This window comes from Rhizobium sp. RU20A, from assembly GCF_900155885.1.
Classification (GTDB): domain Bacteria; phylum Pseudomonadota; class Alphaproteobacteria; order Rhizobiales; family Rhizobiaceae; genus RU20A.
This window is the reverse complement of record NZ_FTMB01000002.1, coordinates 88,574-105,644: the sequence shown is the minus strand read 5'-3', so window position 1 is coordinate 105,644 and position 17,071 is coordinate 88,574. Positions and strand designations below refer to the sequence as shown.

The window sequence follows — 17,071 nt, the reverse complement described above, 5'->3', positions numbered from 1 at the left end:
CCGGCCGGCTGGACGGAGCGTGAAATCCGTCACGGGCGCGCGCGTCAGTGGAAGAAGACGCTGGCGCCGTTGTCGGCCGTGCCGGTTGCGGCGCGGAAGGGCTGGAAGAGTTCGCGGCCCATGCCGAATTCGTTGCCGGAAAGGTCCGCCGTCGCGGCCGGGCGTGCGGCGAGTTCTTCGGCCGACACCAGAACCTCGATCGTGCCGGCAGTTGCGTCGAGCCGGACCACATCACCTTCCCGGATGCGTGCGATCGGGCCGCCATCGACGGCCTCTGGCGTCAGGTGGATCGCCGAGGGAACCTTGCCCGAAGCGCCGGACATGCGCCCGTCGGTGACGAGCGCCACCCGCTGGCCGCGGTCCTGAAGAATGCCGAGCACAGTGGTCAGCTTGTGCAACTCCGGCATGCCGTTCGCCTTCGGGCCCTGGAAGCGGACCACGGCGACAAAATCGCCCTCCAGCGTGCCCGCCTTGAAGGCCGCCTGCAATTCGCCCTGGTCGTGGAAGATCTTGGCGGGCGCTTCGATGACGTGCCGGTCGGCCTTGACGGCGGAGATCTTGATAACGGCCTTGCCGAGATTGCCGGTCAGCATCTTGAGGCCGCCCGTTGGCTGGAAGGGCTTGTCGACGGTGGTCAGCACCTTCGGATCGGCGCTTTCGGCCGGAATTGGCTCGCGCCGCACGGTACCGTTCTCGCCGAGCTTCACATCGATCGCATAGGCGTCGAGCCCTTGGCCGAAAACGGTGCGCACATCCTGGTGCAGATAGCCGGCCTTGAGGAGCTGCGAGATCAGGAAGCCCATGCCGCCGGCGGCATGGAAATGGTTTACGTCCGCAAGCCCGTTCGGATAGACGCGGGCGAGCAGCGGCACGATGTCGGAAAGCTCGGAAATATCCTGCCAGGTCAGCGCGATGCCGGCCGCGCGCGCCATGGCGACGAGGTGCATCGTGTGGTTGGTGGAGCCGCCGGTGGCGTGCAGGCCGACGACGCCATTGACGATCGAGCGCTCGTCGATCATCTCGCCGGCCGGCGTAAACTCGTTGCCGAGCGCGGTGATCGCCAGCGCCCGCTTCGTCGCTTCCCGGGTCAGCGCGTCACGCAGCGGCGTGTTGGGGTTGATGAAGGAGGCGCCGGGCATGTGCAGGCCCATGATTTCCATCAGCATCTGGTTGGAATTGGCCGTGCCGTAGAAGGTGCAGGTGCCCGGCCCGTGATAGGACTTCGATTCCGCCACCAGCAGTTCGTCACGGCCGACCTTGCCTTCGGCGAAGAGCTGGCGCACGCGCGCCTTCTCGTCGTTCGGCAGCCCCGACGTCATCGGCCCTGCCGGGATGAAGATCGCCGGCAGGTGGCCAAAGGTCATGGCCGCGATCATCAGGCCGGGTACGATCTTGTCGCAGACGCCGAGATAGACGGCCGCGTCGAACATGTTGTGCGACAGGCCGACGCCGGCCGCCATGGCGATCAGGTCGCGCGAAAACAGCGACAGCTCCATGCCCGGCTGTCCCTGGGTCACGCCGTCGCACATGGCCGGCACGCCGCCGGCGACCTGCGCCACGCCGCCGGCTTCCTTGGCGGCTTCGCGGATCAGGGCCGGATAGGTCTCGAAGGGCTGGTGGGCCGAGAGCATGTCGTTATAGGAGGTGATGATGCCGAGGTTTGGGACCTGGTCGCCGGCCAGCGCATCCTTCTCGGCGGGGGAACAGACCGCAAAACCGTGGGCAAGGTTGCCGCAGCCCAGCACCGAGCGATGCACCGACTTCGAGGCGGCGTTGCGCAGCCGTTCCAGATAGGGCTCGCGATAGGGCTTGGAGCGCTCGACGATGCGGGCGGTGATGGCGGCAATACGGCTATCGACGGACATGATCCAACCTTTCCGGAAGCGATCGTCACTTCCTCAGACATCAGAAACAGGCAAATGCAGGCTCGGGCGTTGGCGACGCCTAGGGAGCCCAGTAAATCTCAACCGGCGAGGCGGCGCGTCGCAGCATCGCGCGGATCGGCATGTCGGCTTCCGGCCCCTCGGCCTCGGCCTTGGCCAGCACGTCTTTCTTGCCGTTTCCCTCGATGTGCAGCACCAGAAGGCGGGCATCGGCAAGGGCGCTGAAGGTGAAGGTCAGCCGCGGCTCGCCGGCGCCCTCGGCTTCCATGGTGATCACGCTCCGCGCCGTTGCCGGGTCGAGCGCTTCGACCAGTCGCGAGCCGCCGGGGAAGAACGAGGCCGTGTGCCCGTCCGTGCCCATGCCGAGGATCGCAACATCGAAGGGCTGACAGATGTCGGCCGTTGCTTCCGTCGCGTCCTGGGCGGCATGTTCTGCCGTTTCTCCGGCATGATAGAGCGGCACGAAGGCGGCGGCCTTCGCAGCGTTCTGCAGCAGGTTTTCAGCCACCAGCTTGTGGTTCGAGCGGTCATTCTCCGGCGGCACGAAGCGTTCGTCCACCAGCGTCACCGTCACCTTCGGCCAGTCGATCTCGGCCGAAGACAGGGCCTTGAAGAAGGCCTTGGGGGTAGAGCCACCGGACACGGCAAGCGAGGCGCGTCCGCGCGCCTGAATGCCCGCCGAGAGCGCATCGGCAACCCGCGCGGCAAGACCTTCGGCGAGAGCCGCACCATTGTCGAATGAATTCAGCTTCGCCGTCATGTCTCTGCCTCAGATCACTTCATGCCATGTCCGGCCGTCGCGCTCGATCAGCGCGATCGACTGGCTCGGACCCCAGGTGCCGGCCGTGTAGCCCTGCACCTTCTGCCCGGTTTCCTCCCAGGCCTTGAGGATCGGATCGATCCACTTCCAGGCGGCTTCCACTTCGTCGCGGCGCATGAAGAGCGTCTGGTTGTTCCTGATCACGTCGAGCAACAGGCGCTCGTAGGCATCCGCATTGCGCGCCGCAAAGGCTTCCGCAAAGCTCATGTCCAGCGACACGTTGCGCAGGCGCATGCCGCCCGGACCTGGGTCCTTGATCATCAGTGACTGCTTGACGCCTTCGTCCGGCTGCAGGCGGATGATGAGCTGGTTGCTTTCGATCCGTCCGGCCGCCGCATCGAAGATCGAATGCGGGATCTGCTTAAAGGTGATGACGATTTCGGACATGCGGCCCGTCATGCGCTTGCCGGTACGGATGTAGAAGGGAACGCCCGCCCAGCGCCAGTTGCCGATTTCCGCCTTGATGGCAACGAAGGTTTCCGTGTTGGAGACGCCGCCTTCGAGTTCGTCGAGATAACCCTTCACCGCGCCGCCGGAGGAGGCGCCGGCGCGATACTGGCCGCGCACCGTCAGGCGCTCGACATTTTCGGCCGTGATCGGCTTCAGGGCACGCAGCACCTTCAGCTTTTCATCGCGCACGGCGTCGGCCGCCATGGAGGTCGGGGTTTCCATCGCCACCAGGCAGACGAGCTGCAGGATGTGGTTCTGCACCATGTCGCGCAGCGCGCCGGCCTTGTCGTAGTAGCCGGCACGGCTTTCGAGGCCAACGGATTCGGCGACCGTGATCTGCACATGGTCGATATACTGGGCGTTCCACAGCGGTTCGTAGAGCGCGTTGGCAAAGCGCAGAGCCATGAGGTTCTGCACCGTTTCCTTGCCGAGATAATGGTCGATGCGGAAGATCTGCTCTTCCTTGAACACCTTGCCGATCGTCTCGTTGAGTTCCAGCGCCGAGGCGAGGTCGCGGCCGATCGGCTTTTCCACCACGATGCGGGTCTGCTTGGTGATCAGCTTGTTGTCGCGGATGCGCTCGGAGATATCGCCGAAGATGGCCGGCGCGACCGCGAGATAAAAGGCGCGCACACGTTCCTTGCCGCCGTCGTCGAGCAGCGCCTTCAGCTTGTCCCAGCCATTGTCCGACTTGGCATCGACGGAGACGTAGAAGAGCTTTGAAACGAAGGACTTGACCTGGGCTTCCTGAAACTCGTTGGCCTTCAGGTGCTCCTTGAGCGCATCGGTCGCGAACTTGCGATATTCCTCGTGCGTCATCGGGGTGCGCGAAGCGCCGATGATCCGGGTCGGATCGGTAAGTTGGCCGTCCAGCTGGCGCTGGTAGAGTGCGGGAAGAAGCTTGCGCTCGGCAAGGTCACCATTGCCGCCGAAGACGACATAATCGAAGGGTTCGACCGGAATGATCTGGCTGCTCATGGGCGTATGTGTCCCCTGCTGTTCGGAACGATATATAATCTAATCGATTTAAAAGCGCTAGTGCTGCGACGCAAAAAATCGCGACGGCTCAGAATCGGTCCCTGAGGGCGTACCAGCTCAGCGCGACAAACAGAAGAAGTGGCCGGAAGGCCGGGCCACCCGGAAAAGCCGGGATCTTCATGTCCTTGAGCATCTCGAGTTCGTTTGCCTTGCCGGCCACCATGTCGGCATAGAGCTTGCCGCAATAGTTGGACAGCATGACCCCGTGACCGGAATAGCCGCCGACCGACATGACGTTCGGCATGACTTCCTTGACGTAGGGCCGGCGTGACATGGTGATGCCGACCGACCCGCCCCAGGCATAGTCGATCTCGATATTGGCGAGAGCCGGATAGAGTTCGGCGATCTGCCGACGGATCGGCCCGTCCATGTCGGAGGGATTGTCGGCCGTATAGGCTTCCCGCCCGCCAAACAGCAGGCGCCCGTCCTTCGACTTGCGGAAATAGCGCACCACAAAGCGCGAATCGGCAACGGACTCGCCGCCCGGAATGATCTCGGGATGATCGTGGAGTACGCGCGTCGCGCCGATAAAGGAGCGGATCGGCATCACGTGCCGCGCCGTCGTGCGCTCCAGCGGGCCGATATGCCCGTTGCAGGCCAGCAGCGCCTTTTCCGCGGTGATCGTGCCCTTCGGCGTGGTGATGATCACCTTGCCCTCGACGGTGCGGATGTCGGTGGCCGGCGTCTGCTCGAACAGGGCGGCGCCCGAGGCTGCCGCGACGCGGGCGAGGCCCACGACGAGCTTCATCGGGTGGATGTGGCCGGTCCCGGCGTCGCGGCTGCCGAAATGGTAGAAGCTCGAGCCGGTGCGCTCCACCGTCTCCTCCCGCTCCATGAAGCGCACATGCGGGTAGTCGTAACGCTCGGCGAGGATTCGGGCATTCTCGCGGAAATCTGACTCGTAGGACGGCTTGTGGCTGACGGCGAGATGGCCGGGCATGAAATCGATGTCGATGGCATGGTTGCGGGCAAAATCGAGCAGATGCCGCTTGGCATTTTCGGACATGGCGAAGAGGGCCCGCGAACGCTCCAGCCCGAGTTCGGCCTCCGCCTCCTCCGGCCACCAGCGCTGGCCGGTGCCGATCTGGCCGCCATTGCGGCCCGACGCGCCGTCACCGAAACGGTGGGCCTCGATCAGCGTGACGTCGATGCCGTGGCGGGCAAGATTCAGCGCCGCCTGCAGGCCGGTAAAGCCGCCGCCGATGATGGCGACCGTCGTCTGGCGTGATCCGTCCATGGCCGGATAGGACGGCCGGCCGGGCACCGTCGCCTCATACCAGGATTTGCCAGGGGAAATGGGGCTCTGCCATGCCATGGGTCTGATATCCTTCACCGATGCGGCACACGGCGATGGCCGCGCGTCGCCGGGCTGTGGTCGTTCCGCCGATGTAGAGACTGGACGTCCCGGCCGCAACAGGCGGCCGGGAGCGCTCCACATTTAGACGTTCAGCAGCAGGAACTCGCGCTCCCAGGGGCTGATCACCTGCATGAAGGTCTCGAACTCGCCGCGCTTCACGCCGGCATAGAGGCCGATGAATTCGGGACTCAGGACCTCGCCAAGACGATCGTCCGATTCCAGCAGCGAAACGGCTTCCAGCAGGCCACGCGGCAGCTCGATCGTGCCGGCATTGGCCGTGTCTTCCGTCGGCGGGCTCGGCTCCACCTCGTGCATGATGCCGAGCAGGCCGCAGGCCAGCGAGGCGGCGAGCGCGAGATACGGATTGGCATCCGAACCCGGCAGGCGGTTTTCGATGCGCCGCGCCGCCGCGTCCGAAACAGGCACGCGGAAGGCGGTGGTGCGGTTGTCGTAGCCCCAGGCATTGTTCACCGGCGCCGACATTTCCGGCATCAGGCGACGATAGGAATTCACATAGGGCGCCATCATCGAGAGCGTCTTGGGCACGAAGGCCTGCATGCCGCCGATGAAGTGGAAGAAGGCGTTGGACGCCGTGCCATCCGGGTTCGAGAAGACGTTCTTGCCGGTCTTGATGTCCACCACCGATTGGTGGATATGCATCGCAGAGCCGGCCTGCCCCTGCATGGGTTTTGCCATGAAGGTGGCGTAGATGCCGTGCTTCAGCGCCGCCTCGCGGATGGTGCGCTTGAACATGAACACCTGGTCGGCCAGCTCGATCGGATCGCCGTGGCGAAGGTTGATTTCGAGCTGCGCCGGGCCTTCCTCATGGATCAGCGTGTCGATCTCGAGACCCTGCTTTTCGGAGAAGTGGTAGATGTCGTCGATGAGTTCGTCGAACTCGTTGATCCCCGCGATCGAGTAGCCCTGTCCGCCGAGGATGGAGCGGCCCGAGCGGCCCTTCGGCGGATGCAGTGGGTAGTCAGGGTCTTCGTTCTTGGCGACGAGATAGAATTCGATTTCCGGCGCCACCACGGCCTTCCAGCCGCGCTCGGCGTAAAGGCGCATCACGTTCTTCAGCACGTTGCGGGGTGTGTAGGCCGTGTGCCGGCCCTCGGTATCGACGACGTCGCAGATCACCTGCGCGGTCGGGTCGGTCTCCCAGGGCACGACGGAAAGGGTGGACAAGTCCGGCATCAGCTTGAGGTCGCTGTCGCGCGGCTCGTAGCGGAAGTTGCCGGTTTCCTCTGGATATTCGCCGGAGATCGTATGACGGTAGAGGGCCGATGGCAGGGCAAGCGACGTGTTCGAGGTGAACTTCGAGGAGGGCATCATCTTGCCGCGGGCAACGCCGGCAAGGTCCGGTGTGATGCATTCGATGTCTTCGATCCCGCGATAGCGCAGCCAGTCGGCCGCATCCTTCCAGGTCTTGACGCCGCGGGGCGCCAGAAGCGACGCGGGAGGGGTTTTCGAAGTCTTTGCCGCCGGGTTCTGGGCAGTTTTCTTCGAGGGCATAAATCACCGTTTGTTGTTGCGAATAGTCTCATCATAGCCAGAGTTCGGCCCTTGGCTAGGGTCATTCCGCCGCGTAAGGAGGCGTTTGACGGCGAAATGCGCGGCAAAACGGGCTTGGGCGGCGAAACGGCAGGGCATGGTGAAACAGCACGATATCGTGATTATCGGGGCCGGTGCGGCGGGCATGATGTGTGCCGTCGAGGCCGCCCGCCGCGGCCGGTCCGTACTGGTCATCGACCACGCGAAGGCGCCGGGCGAGAAGATCCGCATTTCCGGCGGCGGGCGCTGCAACTTCACCAACATCCACTGTTCGCCGAAGAACTTCCTTTCGGACAATCCCCATTTCGCCAAATCCGCGCTCGCGCGCTACACCCCGCAGGATTTCATCGCGCGGCTCGCGGTCCACGGCATCGCCTGGCATGAAAAGACCCTGGGCCAGCTGTTCTGCGACGGCTCGGCACGCCAGATCGTCGATATGTTCGTCACGGACATGCGCGAGGCCGGCGTCGATCTCAGACTGTCGACGGTCGTCGAAGCGGTCGAAAAGACCGATGCCGGCTTTGCAATCCGCCTTGCCGACGGCGCCGTCGTCGCGCAAAGCCTCGTCATTGCCACGGGCGGCAAGTCCATCCCGAAGATGGGCGCGACCGGCTATGCCTATCGGCTGGCGGAAGAGTTCGGCCTAAACGTCACCGAAACCCGTCCCGGCCTCGTTCCGCTCACGCTCGATCCGGTGAGGCTGTCGGAATGGGCCCCGCTTGCCGGCCTTGCGCTGCCCGTGCGGGCAAAGGCGGGGAAGGGGGCCTTTGACGAAGCGATGCTCTTCACCCATCGCGGCCTCAGCGGTCCCGCCATCCTCCAGGCTTCGTCCTACTGGCGCGAGGGCACCGACGTCGCGCTCGACATCCTGCCCGATCTCGACCTCGCCGCCAGCCTGCGGCAGGCCAAGAAGCAAAACGGCCGCCAGGCGCTTTTGACTGCCCTTGCCGATTTCCTGCCGCGCCGTTTTGCCGAATGGGTCGTTGCCGACGCGGCCATGCCGCCAAAGCCGCTCGCAGACCTGCCGGACCGGGCGCTGGAGGCGCTTGCGGCTCGTCTCCGACCCCTGACTGTCCGGCCCGCCGGCTCGGAAGGGTATCGTACCGCGGAAGTCACGCTCGGCGGCGTCGACACAGGCGGCCTTGATTCCCGCACCCTTGAGGCCATGACCGTGCCCGGCCTATTCTTCATCGGCGAATGCGTGGATGTCACGGGCTGGCTGGGCGGCTACAATTTCCAGTGGGCCTGGGCATCGGGCCATGCTGCCGGGCAGGCGGCCTGACGCGGCGACAGCACCGCAGCCCCGGAAGAATATGACATGAGGCGAAATGTGCGAAACGCACGGAGTTGCGGTCTGCTCTTCAGCCAATCTTAAGCTTCGCCGCTCACTCTGAATGTCTGCCGGTATGCCCGGCTGGCTGGGCAGGGGATAGAACGCCTCGCGCGGCTCGTTGCGGCGGAACATGATGTCGGACCGGAGACGCCGGATGAACCGGATGGCCTGACCTTGCTTGACCTCAACGGAGAGACCCATGACCGCAGTCCGCCGCAAGCCCCGCGCCATCGCCATCGCCCGCGCTGATGACCGCCGCGAAACCCAGGCCCGCGCCTTCCTTTTGACGGTGCTCGCCGGCGTGACCCTTGCCGCCGTTGCGATGCTGCTGGCGGGTTGACCGTTAAAAGATACAGACAATCTTAGACAATTCTTAAGCGCCTTCTCCGACATTGGAGCGTGCCGGAGTTGTCCGAGGAGCGACATTGTCCCACCGCGGGCAGGACGGCACGAGCGGTCGTGACCCGGCCGATACCAACCAACATCCGCACGGCGTGTCCGTGTACCGACGCGAATGCGCGTGACGCGTGCCTTCGACAGGAGTTTTCCATGCTGATCGACAAGGTTCTGGCCCGTTTCCGGATCCACACCAAAGTCATCTTCTTCATTCTGCCCTTTGTTGTCAGCATCTGCGCGGTCGGCCTCACCGGCCTTTACGCCTCTGGCATGCTGCAGGGCCGCATGGAAATCTCCAACAGCGTGCTGCAGTCTCTCAGCGGTTTCAAGGCCGTGTACAGCGGCATGAATGACTTCTTGCAGACGACGACCGAAGAGAACCGCAACGCCGTGTCCGAGAAGATCGCCACCCAGCGCGGTTTCCTCGAAGATACGCTCTCCCAGGTGACCGACGAGGGAAGCCGCGCCGAATTGCAGCAGGCGATTGCCGGCAGCGAAAAGATCGGCGGCAGTGTCGACGGGCTCTGGAAGCTCTATCAGGATGAACGCGCCCTGCGCGCCTCGGTGACCTCGACGCTCCAGAAGCTGATCGCCGCCCAGCAGACCATTCTCAAGGCCGCGACCGACTTGGAATCGCAGGTTCGCCTCGACGAAGGCGCCGCAAAGGACCGTCTGCGCGAAGCCGAGCGGCTGAATGCCGGCGCCGAGATGCTGTCGACGCTGTCCTCCGATGTCGCGAAGGAAAAAACCCCGGCCGGCAAGATCAAGCGTGTGGCCGACGCCCTGCCGTCGCTCGACAAGCTGCACCGCCGCGTCGCGCCGCTGATGCCGGAAAACCAGAAGGCCGTCGCCGATACGCTGCGCAAGACGCTTGACGACATGAAGGCACTGACGGCAACCGGCGATGTCAGCGAGGAAAGTGCCCAGGCGCTCGGCAAGCTTGTTGCCCGCTTCCGCCAGACCACCATCCAGCTCCAGGCAGCCGCCGTCGTGAAGATGCGCGATGCCACGAAGACCTTCCGCGAACTCGACCAGCCGCTGGAAAAGGCAAGCGCCGTGCTCTCCGGCACCCGCAGCGTCGTCGATGCGACCTACAATATCCGCATTGCTGCCGCGAGCTTCCTCGACAGCGTTACGCCCGAAAACCGCGCTCGCCTCGTCACCGAGTTCAATCCGCTGAACATGGAAATCGACACGCTCGCCCAGGCGGCCGGCGAGCTTCCCTTCTTCAACCAGCAGGTCCGACCGATCAAGGAACTGGTGCTGACGCTTGACAAGGCCGCCGAGGCGCTGGTCGGGATCAGCGCCGCGCGCCAGAAGGAGTTCTCGGCCGCCGCCGCCGAGATCAACACGATCTGGAACCTGCTCACCACCTTTGCCGAAAACCAGAAGCAGACGGCGTCCGTTGAATCCGACAAGGCCAACCAGGTCTCGCTCGCCGCCACGATCAGCGGTGTTCTCATCGCGATGCTGGCCGGGGGCGCGCTCGTCCTGACGCTCAAGGGTCCGATTGGCCGCATCACCGACGCCATGCGTCGCCTGGCCGATGGCCGTCTCGACACCGCGATCGATGATGGCGCCCGCAGCGACGAAATCGGCGACATGGCCCGCGCCCTTGGCGTCTTCAAGGAAAACGCCCTCTCCAAGGTGCGCATCGAAGCGGAAAGCGCCGAGCAGCGCAGCCGCGCCGAGACCGAACGGGCCCGCAACGACGCGGAAAAGCGCGACCTCGACGCCCAGATCGATTTTGCGGTGAGCCAGCTTGCCGCCGGTCTTGGCCGCCTCGCCAAGGGGGACCTTTCCGAGACGATCGAAACGCCCTTCATGACGCGGCTCGAGCCGCTGCGCATGGACTTCAATGGCTCCCTCAACCGCCTCCAGGATACGATCGGCCAGATCCAGGCCAATGTCGGCGCCATCCAGGGCAATGTCCGGCAGATGTCCAACTCCACCGATGACCTGTCGCGCCGCACCGAAACCCAGGCCGCCTCGCTCGAGGAAACGGCAGCCGCCGTCAACGAGGTCACCGCCAATGTGCGCTCCGCCGCCGAGCGGGCGCGCGAGGCCAACGCGATCGTAGCCGAAACCCGCCAGCAGACCGACGGCTCCATTGTCATCGTGCGCGATGCCGTCTCCGCCATGGGGCGCATCGAGGCTGCCTCGCAGAAGATTGGCCAGATCACCGAAGTCATCGACGCCATCGCCTTCCAGACCAATCTTCTGGCACTGAACGCCGGTGTCGAAGCCGCCCGCGCCGGCGATGCCGGCAAGGGCTTTGCAGTCGTGGCACAGGAAGTGCGGGAACTCGCCCAGCGCTCGGCCAGTGCCGCGCGCGAGATCAAGCAACTGATCAGCGCCTCGACCGAAGAAGTGGCCGGCGGCTCTCTTCTCGTCCAGAAGACCGGCGATGCGCTGGCGACAATCGGCGAGCAGGTGTTGCGCATCTCCACCCAGGTGGAGAGCATTGCGTCGTCGTCGCGCGACCAGTCTTCAGCCTTGCAGGAAGTCAACGGTGCCGTCAGCCAGATGGACCAGCTGACCCAGCAGAACGCCGCCATGGTGGAAGAGACCAGCGCCGCCAGCCGCCAACTGGCCGAAGAGGCCGACCAGCTGATGATGCTGGTGGAGCAGTTCCGTCTGGAGCGGGCGGGCAACACCACCTGGCAGGCCCATCGCGCCGCCTGACCCCCTGTGCAATCGCATGACAAAGGCCCCGCAGAGCTCTCTGCGGGGCCTTTGTCTTTAGGTTTTGCCTTGGCCCCGAAAACGAGGGATGTCCAGATAAATAGAATTTAATCAATTCCGCTCAATCTCGGATCTCAAACATCCGCTGCGGGGGCAAATGATGCGCAATATTCTTCCAAGATCCATCGTGACACGAAATGTTCTGGTCACGATCTCCCTCATCGTCATGAGCGCCGTCATCGTGCTTGGCGTCCTGTTGGCGCGCTTGAGTGGGTCGGTCATGGACGAGGCAACGCGGGATGCACGCGATGCCATGCGCGGGATGACCGTGCTCTATGCGAGCATGCACAAGGACGCCCGTGTCTCCCTTAAGGATGGTGAGGTGGCGGGCTTCACGCTCGATGAGGTCAGGCCTGATGCCGATCACAGGCTGGTTGACGAGGCCGCGCGCATGATCGACGGTGTGGCGACGGTCTTTGTCAAAGAAGGCAATGACTTTGTCCGCCTGTCGACCAATGTGAAGAAGGAAAACGGAGATCGCGCCGTCGGCACGAAACTGGCCGCCGATCATCCGGCCCAGGCGGTTCTCGCCCGCGGCGAGGCCTATTTTGGGCCGGCCGTGCTGTTTGGCAAGGACTTCATCACGGGCTATTACCCCATCAAGGACACGAAGGGCGCCACCGTCGGCGTGCTCTTCATCGGCATCCCCACCATCGAGTACTTCAACAAGATCGCCGAGCTTCGCCTGTTGACGATCGTCACCGGCGTCTGCGTTGCCATCGTGTTCGGCGTGATCGCCTTCGTTTTCGTCCGTCGGCAGATCAATCCGCTGCGCAAGCTGACCGGATCCGTCCAGGCGATCTCGCAAGGACGGCTGGACACGGACGTGCCCTGTCTGGATATGAAGTCGGAGTTCGGTGACATCGCCCGCGCCCTCTCCGTGTTCCGTGACAATGCGCTGGCCAAAGCGCGCATCGAGCGCGAGACCGAAGAAGCCCGTGCGGAAGCCGAGTCCGAGCGCCGGGCGCGCGAGAACGAAAAGCTCACCGTCGACGGCGAAATCGATCGTGCTGTCAGTGCTCTTGCCGAAGGCATGGAGCGTCTGGCGCGGGGTGACCTTTCGCTGTCGATCGACACGCCCTTCTCGGGACGGCTCGAAAAACTGCGGCTCGATTTCAATACGGCCATCGGCGGCCTGCGGCGAACCCTGTCGGACATTCGTGCCGGTGCCGAAGCAATCCAGGCCCGTGGCGGACGGATGCGCGATGCCGCCGACACCCTGGCGCGCCGCACCGAAACGCAGGCCGCCTCGCTGGAGGAGACCGCCGCGGCCGTCGAGGAAATCACCGTCACCGTCAAATCGGCTGCGGAGCGGGCGGGCGAGACGAACGCGATCGTTCTCGTCAGCAAGAAGAGTGCCGACAGTTCCGCCGACGTGGTGTCCAATGCCGTTGCGGCGATGGGGCGCATCGAGGAGGCATCCGGCCAGATCGAGCAGATCATCGAGGTTATCGATGATATTGCCTTCCAGACCAATCTTCTGGCGCTGAATGCCGGTATCGAGGCCGCGCGGGCCGGCGAGGCCGGCAAGGGCTTTGCCGTCGTCGCGCAGGAAGTGCGCGAACTCGCCCAGCGGACCGGCGAGGCTGCGCGCCAGATCAAGGATCTCATTGCCAAGTCGTCGCGCGAGGTGGATGCCGGTTCCGAGCTTGTCGAGGAGGCCGGAAAGGTGCTGCAGTCGATCAGCGCCCAGATCGTCACGATCAGTCAGCATGTCGGCGTTATCGCCACGGCCTCGTCCGACCAGTCCGCCGCGCTGCAGGGGGTCAACAGCTCGGTGGCGCGCATGGATCAGATGACGCAGGAGAATGCAGCCCTCGTGTCCGACACCGCCAGTGCCAGCGAGCAGCTGTCGCTCGAGGCTGACCGTCTCATGGAGATCGTCGACGGTTTCCGCTTTGCGGCCGAGGCGGATCCCCAGCGCCGCGCGGCGTGAGCGGCGCGCAGCCGCACTGTTTTCCTCACGGTTGAAATGACCGCCTCTGCCGTTCGGCGCAGAGGCGGTCATTTTCTCTCTTAAACGACAAAAGCCGGACGCCCACGCGGACGACCGGCCTCTGCGTCCCGCAGGGCGGAACTGGCATCTTCAGGATCCCGGGGCGGGTGGGATCGGATCGGCCGCGGCTCAGCCCTGGCCCTGCGTGACGATGACGGGGACCATCAGGTCGCCCCAGTTGCCGGCGCCGCCATGGTGGCGGGCGGAGCGGATGAGCTCGACGGAAACGCCGGCATCGACAGCGCGCATGATGGACTGGTTGAGACGGTGCAGGTCGTTGGCGACCATGCGGATCGTGGCCTGCTGATCGCTCGTCATGGCGCTGGCCTGTTCTTCGGCGCGCTCCTTGACGTGGGTCTTGATCGGGGCCGGATTGGTGGCGAGGGCTGCGGACTGGATGGACATGGTATTTCTCCTCTCGTTGATATCAGGGGGTTCTTGATGGTTTGCTTGGCGCCCTCCGCGGCGGGCGCGGAGGGGATTGCTTTGGGCCACCTGCCGCGCTGTGGGGCAAGCGGCAGGGGCGGGCAGGGACTTTATTGGCCGGAGATCATTCCGCGGCGGGGCGGAACTGCTCGTGCTCGGTCGATTCATGCATGGCGGTCGTGGACGACTTGCCGCCGGTGATCGCCATGGAGACGGCGTCGAAGTAGCCGGTGCCGACTTCGCGCTGGTGCTTGGTCGCCGTGTAGCCGTTGATCTCGGCGGCGAATTCCGCCTCCTGCAGCTCCGAATAGGCGGCCATCTGGCGGTCCTTGTAGCCACGGGCGAGCTCGAACATGCCGTAGTTCAGCTGGTGGAAGCCGGCGAGCGTGATGAACTGGAACTTGTAGCCCATGGCACCGAGTTCGCGCTGGAACTTGGCGATCGTTGCGTCGTCGAGGTTCTTCTTCCAGTTGAACGAGGGCGAGCAGTTATAGGCGAGCTTCTTGCCCGGATGCGCCTTGTGCACGGCCTCGGCGAACTTGCGGGCCTGTTCCAGATCCGGCTTGCCGGTTTCCATCCAGATCAGGTCGCAATGCGGGGCATAGGCGATGGCGCGGGCAATGCACGGCTCGATGCCGTTCTTGACCTGGTAGAAACCTTCGACCGTGCGGCCGGCATCATAGTCGACGAAGGGCTGGTCGCGCTCGTCGATGTCGGAGGTCAAGAGCTTGGCAGCCTCCGCGTCCGTGCGGGCAACGATCAGCGTCGAAACGCCCATGACGTCGGCGGCAAGACGCGCGGCGTTGAGGTTGCGGATATGCGCCGCGGTCGGGATCAGAACCTTGCCGCCGAGGTGGCCGCACTTCTTTTCCGAGGCCAGCTGGTCCTCGAAGTGAACACCGGCAACGCCGGCCTCGATGAAGGCTTTCATGATCTCGAAGGCGTTCAGCGGGCCACCGAAACCGGCTTCGGCGTCGGCAACGATCGGGGCGAACCAGGTGTCGACCGACAGGCCCTTGCCCTCCTGCGTTTCGATCTGGTCGGCGCGCTGGAGCGTGCGGTTGATGCGCTTGGCAAGCTCGGGCGCGGCATTGGCCGGGTAGAGCGACTGGTCGGGATACATGGCGGACGCCGTGTTCGCGTCGGCGGCAACCTGCCAGCCCGAGAGATAGATGGCCTTGAGACCGGCGCGAACCATCTGCATGGCCTGGTTGCCGGAGAGGGCGCCGAGCGCGTTGACGAAGTCTTCCTCGTGGATCAGCTTCCACAGGCGGGCGGCGCCCTTTTCGGCCAGCGTGTACTTGATCTCGACGGAGCCGCGCAGGCGCTTGACGTCCTCGGCGGTGTAGGGGCGCTCGATGCCGGCAAAGCGGCCTTCCGGTGCGTTCGGAATCAGTGTGTCAAAATCAGTCATGCTTGGTCCTCCTGGTCTGGTCCACCGCCCTTGGACTTTCGTCTAAACGCCGTGTGGTGTGTCGAGTTGATGTATGGGTATTTACATCGCGGTGCACAAATCGACCAGAGAGAAAGGAAAAATAGGCATTTGAAAGGGGTTAGGATGTCTTGTCATTGACAAGGTGGCGTTGTAAAAAAGTAAATATTGTAAAAGTCGCTGCGCTGCGGCGCTCTGTAAAGACTGTTACAAAGGGGAGGGAGCGACGATGGCGGAAAACAAGATCTTTGCCGGAGCGCGCGTGCGCCGGGTGCGCAATGGTCTCGGTCTCACCCAGACGGCCATGGCCGAGGCGCTGGGGATCTCGCCCTCCTACCTCAATCTCATCGAGCGCAACCAGCGCCCATTGACCGTGCAACTCCTCTTGAAGCTCGCCTCCGTCTACAAGGTCGATCTTGATGATCTGCAGGGCGAGGCGTCGGGCAGTATCGGCGAACTGAAGGCGGTCTTTGCCGATCCGCTGCTGGCGGGCGAACTGCCGGGCGACCAGGAACTGGTCGAGATCGCCGAAGCCGCCCCGAATGCCGCCAAGGGCATGCTCAAACTCTACCGCGCCTACCGCGAGCAATCCGCCCGCCTGCGTGACCTCACCGATCTCCTGGCGCGGCAGGGTCACCAGACGGCGCTGGCCGAGGCGCGCCTGCCGATGGACGAGGTGCGCGAAGCCTTCGAGACGCGACCAGCCTATTTCGCCCGCATCGAAGAGGCGGCCGAGGCCTTCCATGCGACGCTCGATGCTGCCGACGGGGTCGCCGCGCCTCTGAAAGCCTGGCTGCGGCGCGAGCACGGTCTTGCCGTGCGCACCCTGCCGGTTCACGCCATGCCGACGCTGAAGCGCCGCTTCGACCGCCACTCGATGCGTCTCTTCCTCTCCGAGCGCCTGTCACCCGCCGATCAGGCCCGGGAGATCGCCATGGAGGCTGCAATGATCGCGCTACATGAGCCGATCGTTGCAGAGCTCGATGCGCTGTCGCTCTCCACCGGCGAGGCCCGCCGCATCGCGCGGTTCGAACTGGCGCGGTTGGCGGCCCATGCGCTGATGATGCCCTATGGCGCCTTCCTGCAGGCCGCTCAGCGCGCCCGCTACGACATCGACGTTCTCTCGGCCCGCTTCCATGTCTCCTTCGAGCAGGCGGCGATCCGGCTCGTCGCGCTGCAACGGCCGGGCGCGGCGGGCATCGCCTTCTTTACCATGGAGGTCGATAGCGCCGGTAACCGTCTGCGCCGGGCCGGGGCGCAGGGTTTTCCGCTCGCCCGCTTCGGCGGCGACTGTCCCAAGCTCGCCATCTCCGCCGCCTTCTCGCAGCCGGGACAGGTGCTGGCCGAGACGGTGGAGATGGAAGATGGCGCCCGTTTCCTGACCGTTGCCCGCACCGTGGAAGGCCCGCGCGCCGGCTTTCGCGAACGCGTGCGCCGCACCGCCATTCTCATTGGCTGCGATGCGGCAAGCGACACGGTCTATGCCGATCCGCACGGTCCGCCGCTTCTCGTCGGCACCGCCTGCCGGCTTTGTGAGCGGCAGGGCTGCCTTGCCCGCGCGGAGCCGCCCGTCACCCGTCCGCTGGGTCTCGACGAGATGGTTGCCGGTCTCAGCGTGTTTGACTTTCAATAACTTCGTTTCAT

At 64.5% G+C, this 17,071-nt stretch carries 12 protein-coding genes; 5 read left to right on the top strand and 7 right to left on the bottom strand.

Features of this window, described 5'->3' with window-relative positions; all coding sequences use genetic code 11:
• Positions 1 to 44: 44 nt before the first annotated feature.
• The 5 genes from edd to F3H41_RS09120 all read right to left on the bottom strand — a co-directional run bounded on the left by edd (position 45) and on the right by F3H41_RS09120 (position 7,060).
• On the bottom strand, positions 45 to 1,865 hold the full coding sequence (edd, locus tag F3H41_RS09140) for a phosphogluconate dehydratase (RefSeq protein WP_149738366.1): 1,821 nt from the start codon (positions 1,863 to 1,865) through the stop codon (positions 45 to 47).
• A 79-nt stretch (positions 1,866 to 1,944) separates the two neighbouring features.
• The gene (gene pgl / locus F3H41_RS09135) at positions 1,945 to 2,643 is read right to left on the bottom strand and encodes a 6-phosphogluconolactonase (RefSeq protein WP_149738365.1); all 699 of its coding nucleotides are present in this window, start codon (positions 2,641 to 2,643) and stop codon (positions 1,945 to 1,947) included.
• A 9-nt stretch (positions 2,644 to 2,652) separates the two neighbouring features.
• The gene (gene zwf / locus F3H41_RS09130; RefSeq protein WP_149738364.1) at positions 2,653 to 4,131 is read right to left on the bottom strand and encodes a glucose-6-phosphate dehydrogenase; all 1,479 of its coding nucleotides are present in this window, start codon (positions 4,129 to 4,131) and stop codon (positions 2,653 to 2,655) included.
• Between the two features lie 88 nt (positions 4,132 to 4,219).
• Positions 4,220 to 5,506 carry an FAD-binding oxidoreductase gene (locus tag F3H41_RS09125; protein ID WP_149738363.1) on the bottom strand — a complete coding sequence of 429 codons (1,287 nt, stop codon included), beginning with the start codon at positions 5,504 to 5,506 and terminating at the stop codon, positions 4,220 to 4,222.
• Between the two features lie 123 nt (positions 5,507 to 5,629).
• Positions 5,630 to 7,060 carry a glutamine synthetase family protein gene (locus F3H41_RS09120; protein WP_149738362.1) on the bottom strand — a complete coding sequence of 477 codons (1,431 nt, stop codon included), beginning with the start codon at positions 7,058 to 7,060 and terminating at the stop codon, positions 5,630 to 5,632.
• Positions 7,061 to 7,196: 136 nt separating this feature from the next.
• On the opposite strand from F3H41_RS09120, the gene F3H41_RS09115 reads away from it, so the two are divergent.
• From F3H41_RS09115 to F3H41_RS09105, 4 genes are all read left to right on the top strand, one after another.
• Positions 7,197 to 8,381, top strand: a complete 1,185-nt coding sequence (locus F3H41_RS09115; RefSeq protein ID WP_149738361.1) for an NAD(P)/FAD-dependent oxidoreductase — start codon at positions 7,197 to 7,199, stop codon at positions 8,379 to 8,381.
• Between the two features lie 250 nt (positions 8,382 to 8,631).
• Positions 8,632 to 8,772 carry a hypothetical protein gene (locus F3H41_RS21240; protein WP_188129403.1) on the top strand — a complete coding sequence of 47 codons (141 nt, stop codon included), beginning with the start codon at positions 8,632 to 8,634 and terminating at the stop codon, positions 8,770 to 8,772.
• Positions 8,773 to 8,981: 209 nt separating this feature from the next.
• Entirely contained in the window at positions 8,982 to 11,513 is a 2,532-nt protein-coding gene (locus F3H41_RS09110) for a HAMP domain-containing methyl-accepting chemotaxis protein (protein WP_149738360.1), read from the top strand.
• Positions 11,514 to 11,673: 160 nt separating this feature from the next.
• Entirely contained in the window at positions 11,674 to 13,509 is a 1,836-nt protein-coding gene (locus F3H41_RS09105) for a methyl-accepting chemotaxis protein (RefSeq protein WP_149738359.1), read from the top strand.
• Between the two features lie 189 nt (positions 13,510 to 13,698).
• On the opposite strand, the gene F3H41_RS09100 is transcribed toward F3H41_RS09105, so the two are convergent.
• Positions 13,699 to 13,974 carry a hypothetical protein gene (locus F3H41_RS09100; RefSeq protein WP_149738358.1) on the bottom strand — a complete coding sequence of 92 codons (276 nt, stop codon included), beginning with the start codon at positions 13,972 to 13,974 and terminating at the stop codon, positions 13,699 to 13,701.
• Between the two features lie 145 nt (positions 13,975 to 14,119).
• Complete coding sequence (aceA, locus tag F3H41_RS09095; RefSeq protein WP_149738357.1) at positions 14,120 to 15,409, bottom strand: isocitrate lyase; 1,290 nt, start codon at positions 15,407 to 15,409, stop codon at positions 14,120 to 14,122.
• Between the two features lie 247 nt (positions 15,410 to 15,656).
• Here aceA and F3H41_RS09090 point away from each other — a divergent pair, with 247 nt between their 5' ends.
• The gene (locus F3H41_RS09090; RefSeq protein ID WP_149738356.1) at positions 15,657 to 17,060 is read left to right on the top strand and encodes a helix-turn-helix transcriptional regulator; all 1,404 of its coding nucleotides are present in this window, start codon (positions 15,657 to 15,659) and stop codon (positions 17,058 to 17,060) included.
• The last annotated feature ends 11 nt before the right edge of the window (positions 17,061 to 17,071 follow it).

What these genes read in the sequence shown, in the direction of transcription:
- edd (WP_149738366.1), bottom strand. Translation starts at nt 1,865, where the DNA reads ATGTCCGTCGATAGCCGTATTGCCGCCATCACCGCCCGCATCGTCGAG.
- pgl (WP_149738365.1), bottom strand. Translation starts at nt 2,643, where the DNA reads ATGACGGCGAAGCTGAATTCATTCGACAATGGTGCGGCTCTCGCCGAA.
- zwf (WP_149738364.1), bottom strand. Translation starts at nt 4,131, where the DNA reads ATGAGCAGCCAGATCATTCCGGTCGAACCCTTCGATTATGTCGTCTTC.
- F3H41_RS09125 (WP_149738363.1), bottom strand. Translation starts at nt 5,506, where the DNA reads ATGGCATGGCAGAGCCCCATTTCCCCTGGCAAATCCTGGTATGAGGCG.
- F3H41_RS09120 (WP_149738362.1), bottom strand. Translation starts at nt 7,060, where the DNA reads ATGCCCTCGAAGAAAACTGCCCAGAACCCGGCGGCAAAGACTTCGAAA.
- F3H41_RS09115 (WP_149738361.1), top strand. Translation starts at nt 7,197, where the DNA reads ATGGTGAAACAGCACGATATCGTGATTATCGGGGCCGGTGCGGCGGGC.
- F3H41_RS21240 (WP_188129403.1), top strand. Translation starts at nt 8,632, where the DNA reads ATGACCGCAGTCCGCCGCAAGCCCCGCGCCATCGCCATCGCCCGCGCT.
- F3H41_RS09110 (WP_149738360.1), top strand. Translation starts at nt 8,982, where the DNA reads ATGCTGATCGACAAGGTTCTGGCCCGTTTCCGGATCCACACCAAAGTC.
- F3H41_RS09105 (WP_149738359.1), top strand. Translation starts at nt 11,674, where the DNA reads ATGCGCAATATTCTTCCAAGATCCATCGTGACACGAAATGTTCTGGTC.
- F3H41_RS09100 (WP_149738358.1), bottom strand. Translation starts at nt 13,974, where the DNA reads ATGTCCATCCAGTCCGCAGCCCTCGCCACCAATCCGGCCCCGATCAAG.
- aceA (WP_149738357.1), bottom strand. Translation starts at nt 15,409, where the DNA reads ATGACTGATTTTGACACACTGATTCCGAACGCACCGGAAGGCCGCTTT.
- F3H41_RS09090 (WP_149738356.1), top strand. Translation starts at nt 15,657, where the DNA reads ATGGCGGAAAACAAGATCTTTGCCGGAGCGCGCGTGCGCCGGGTGCGC.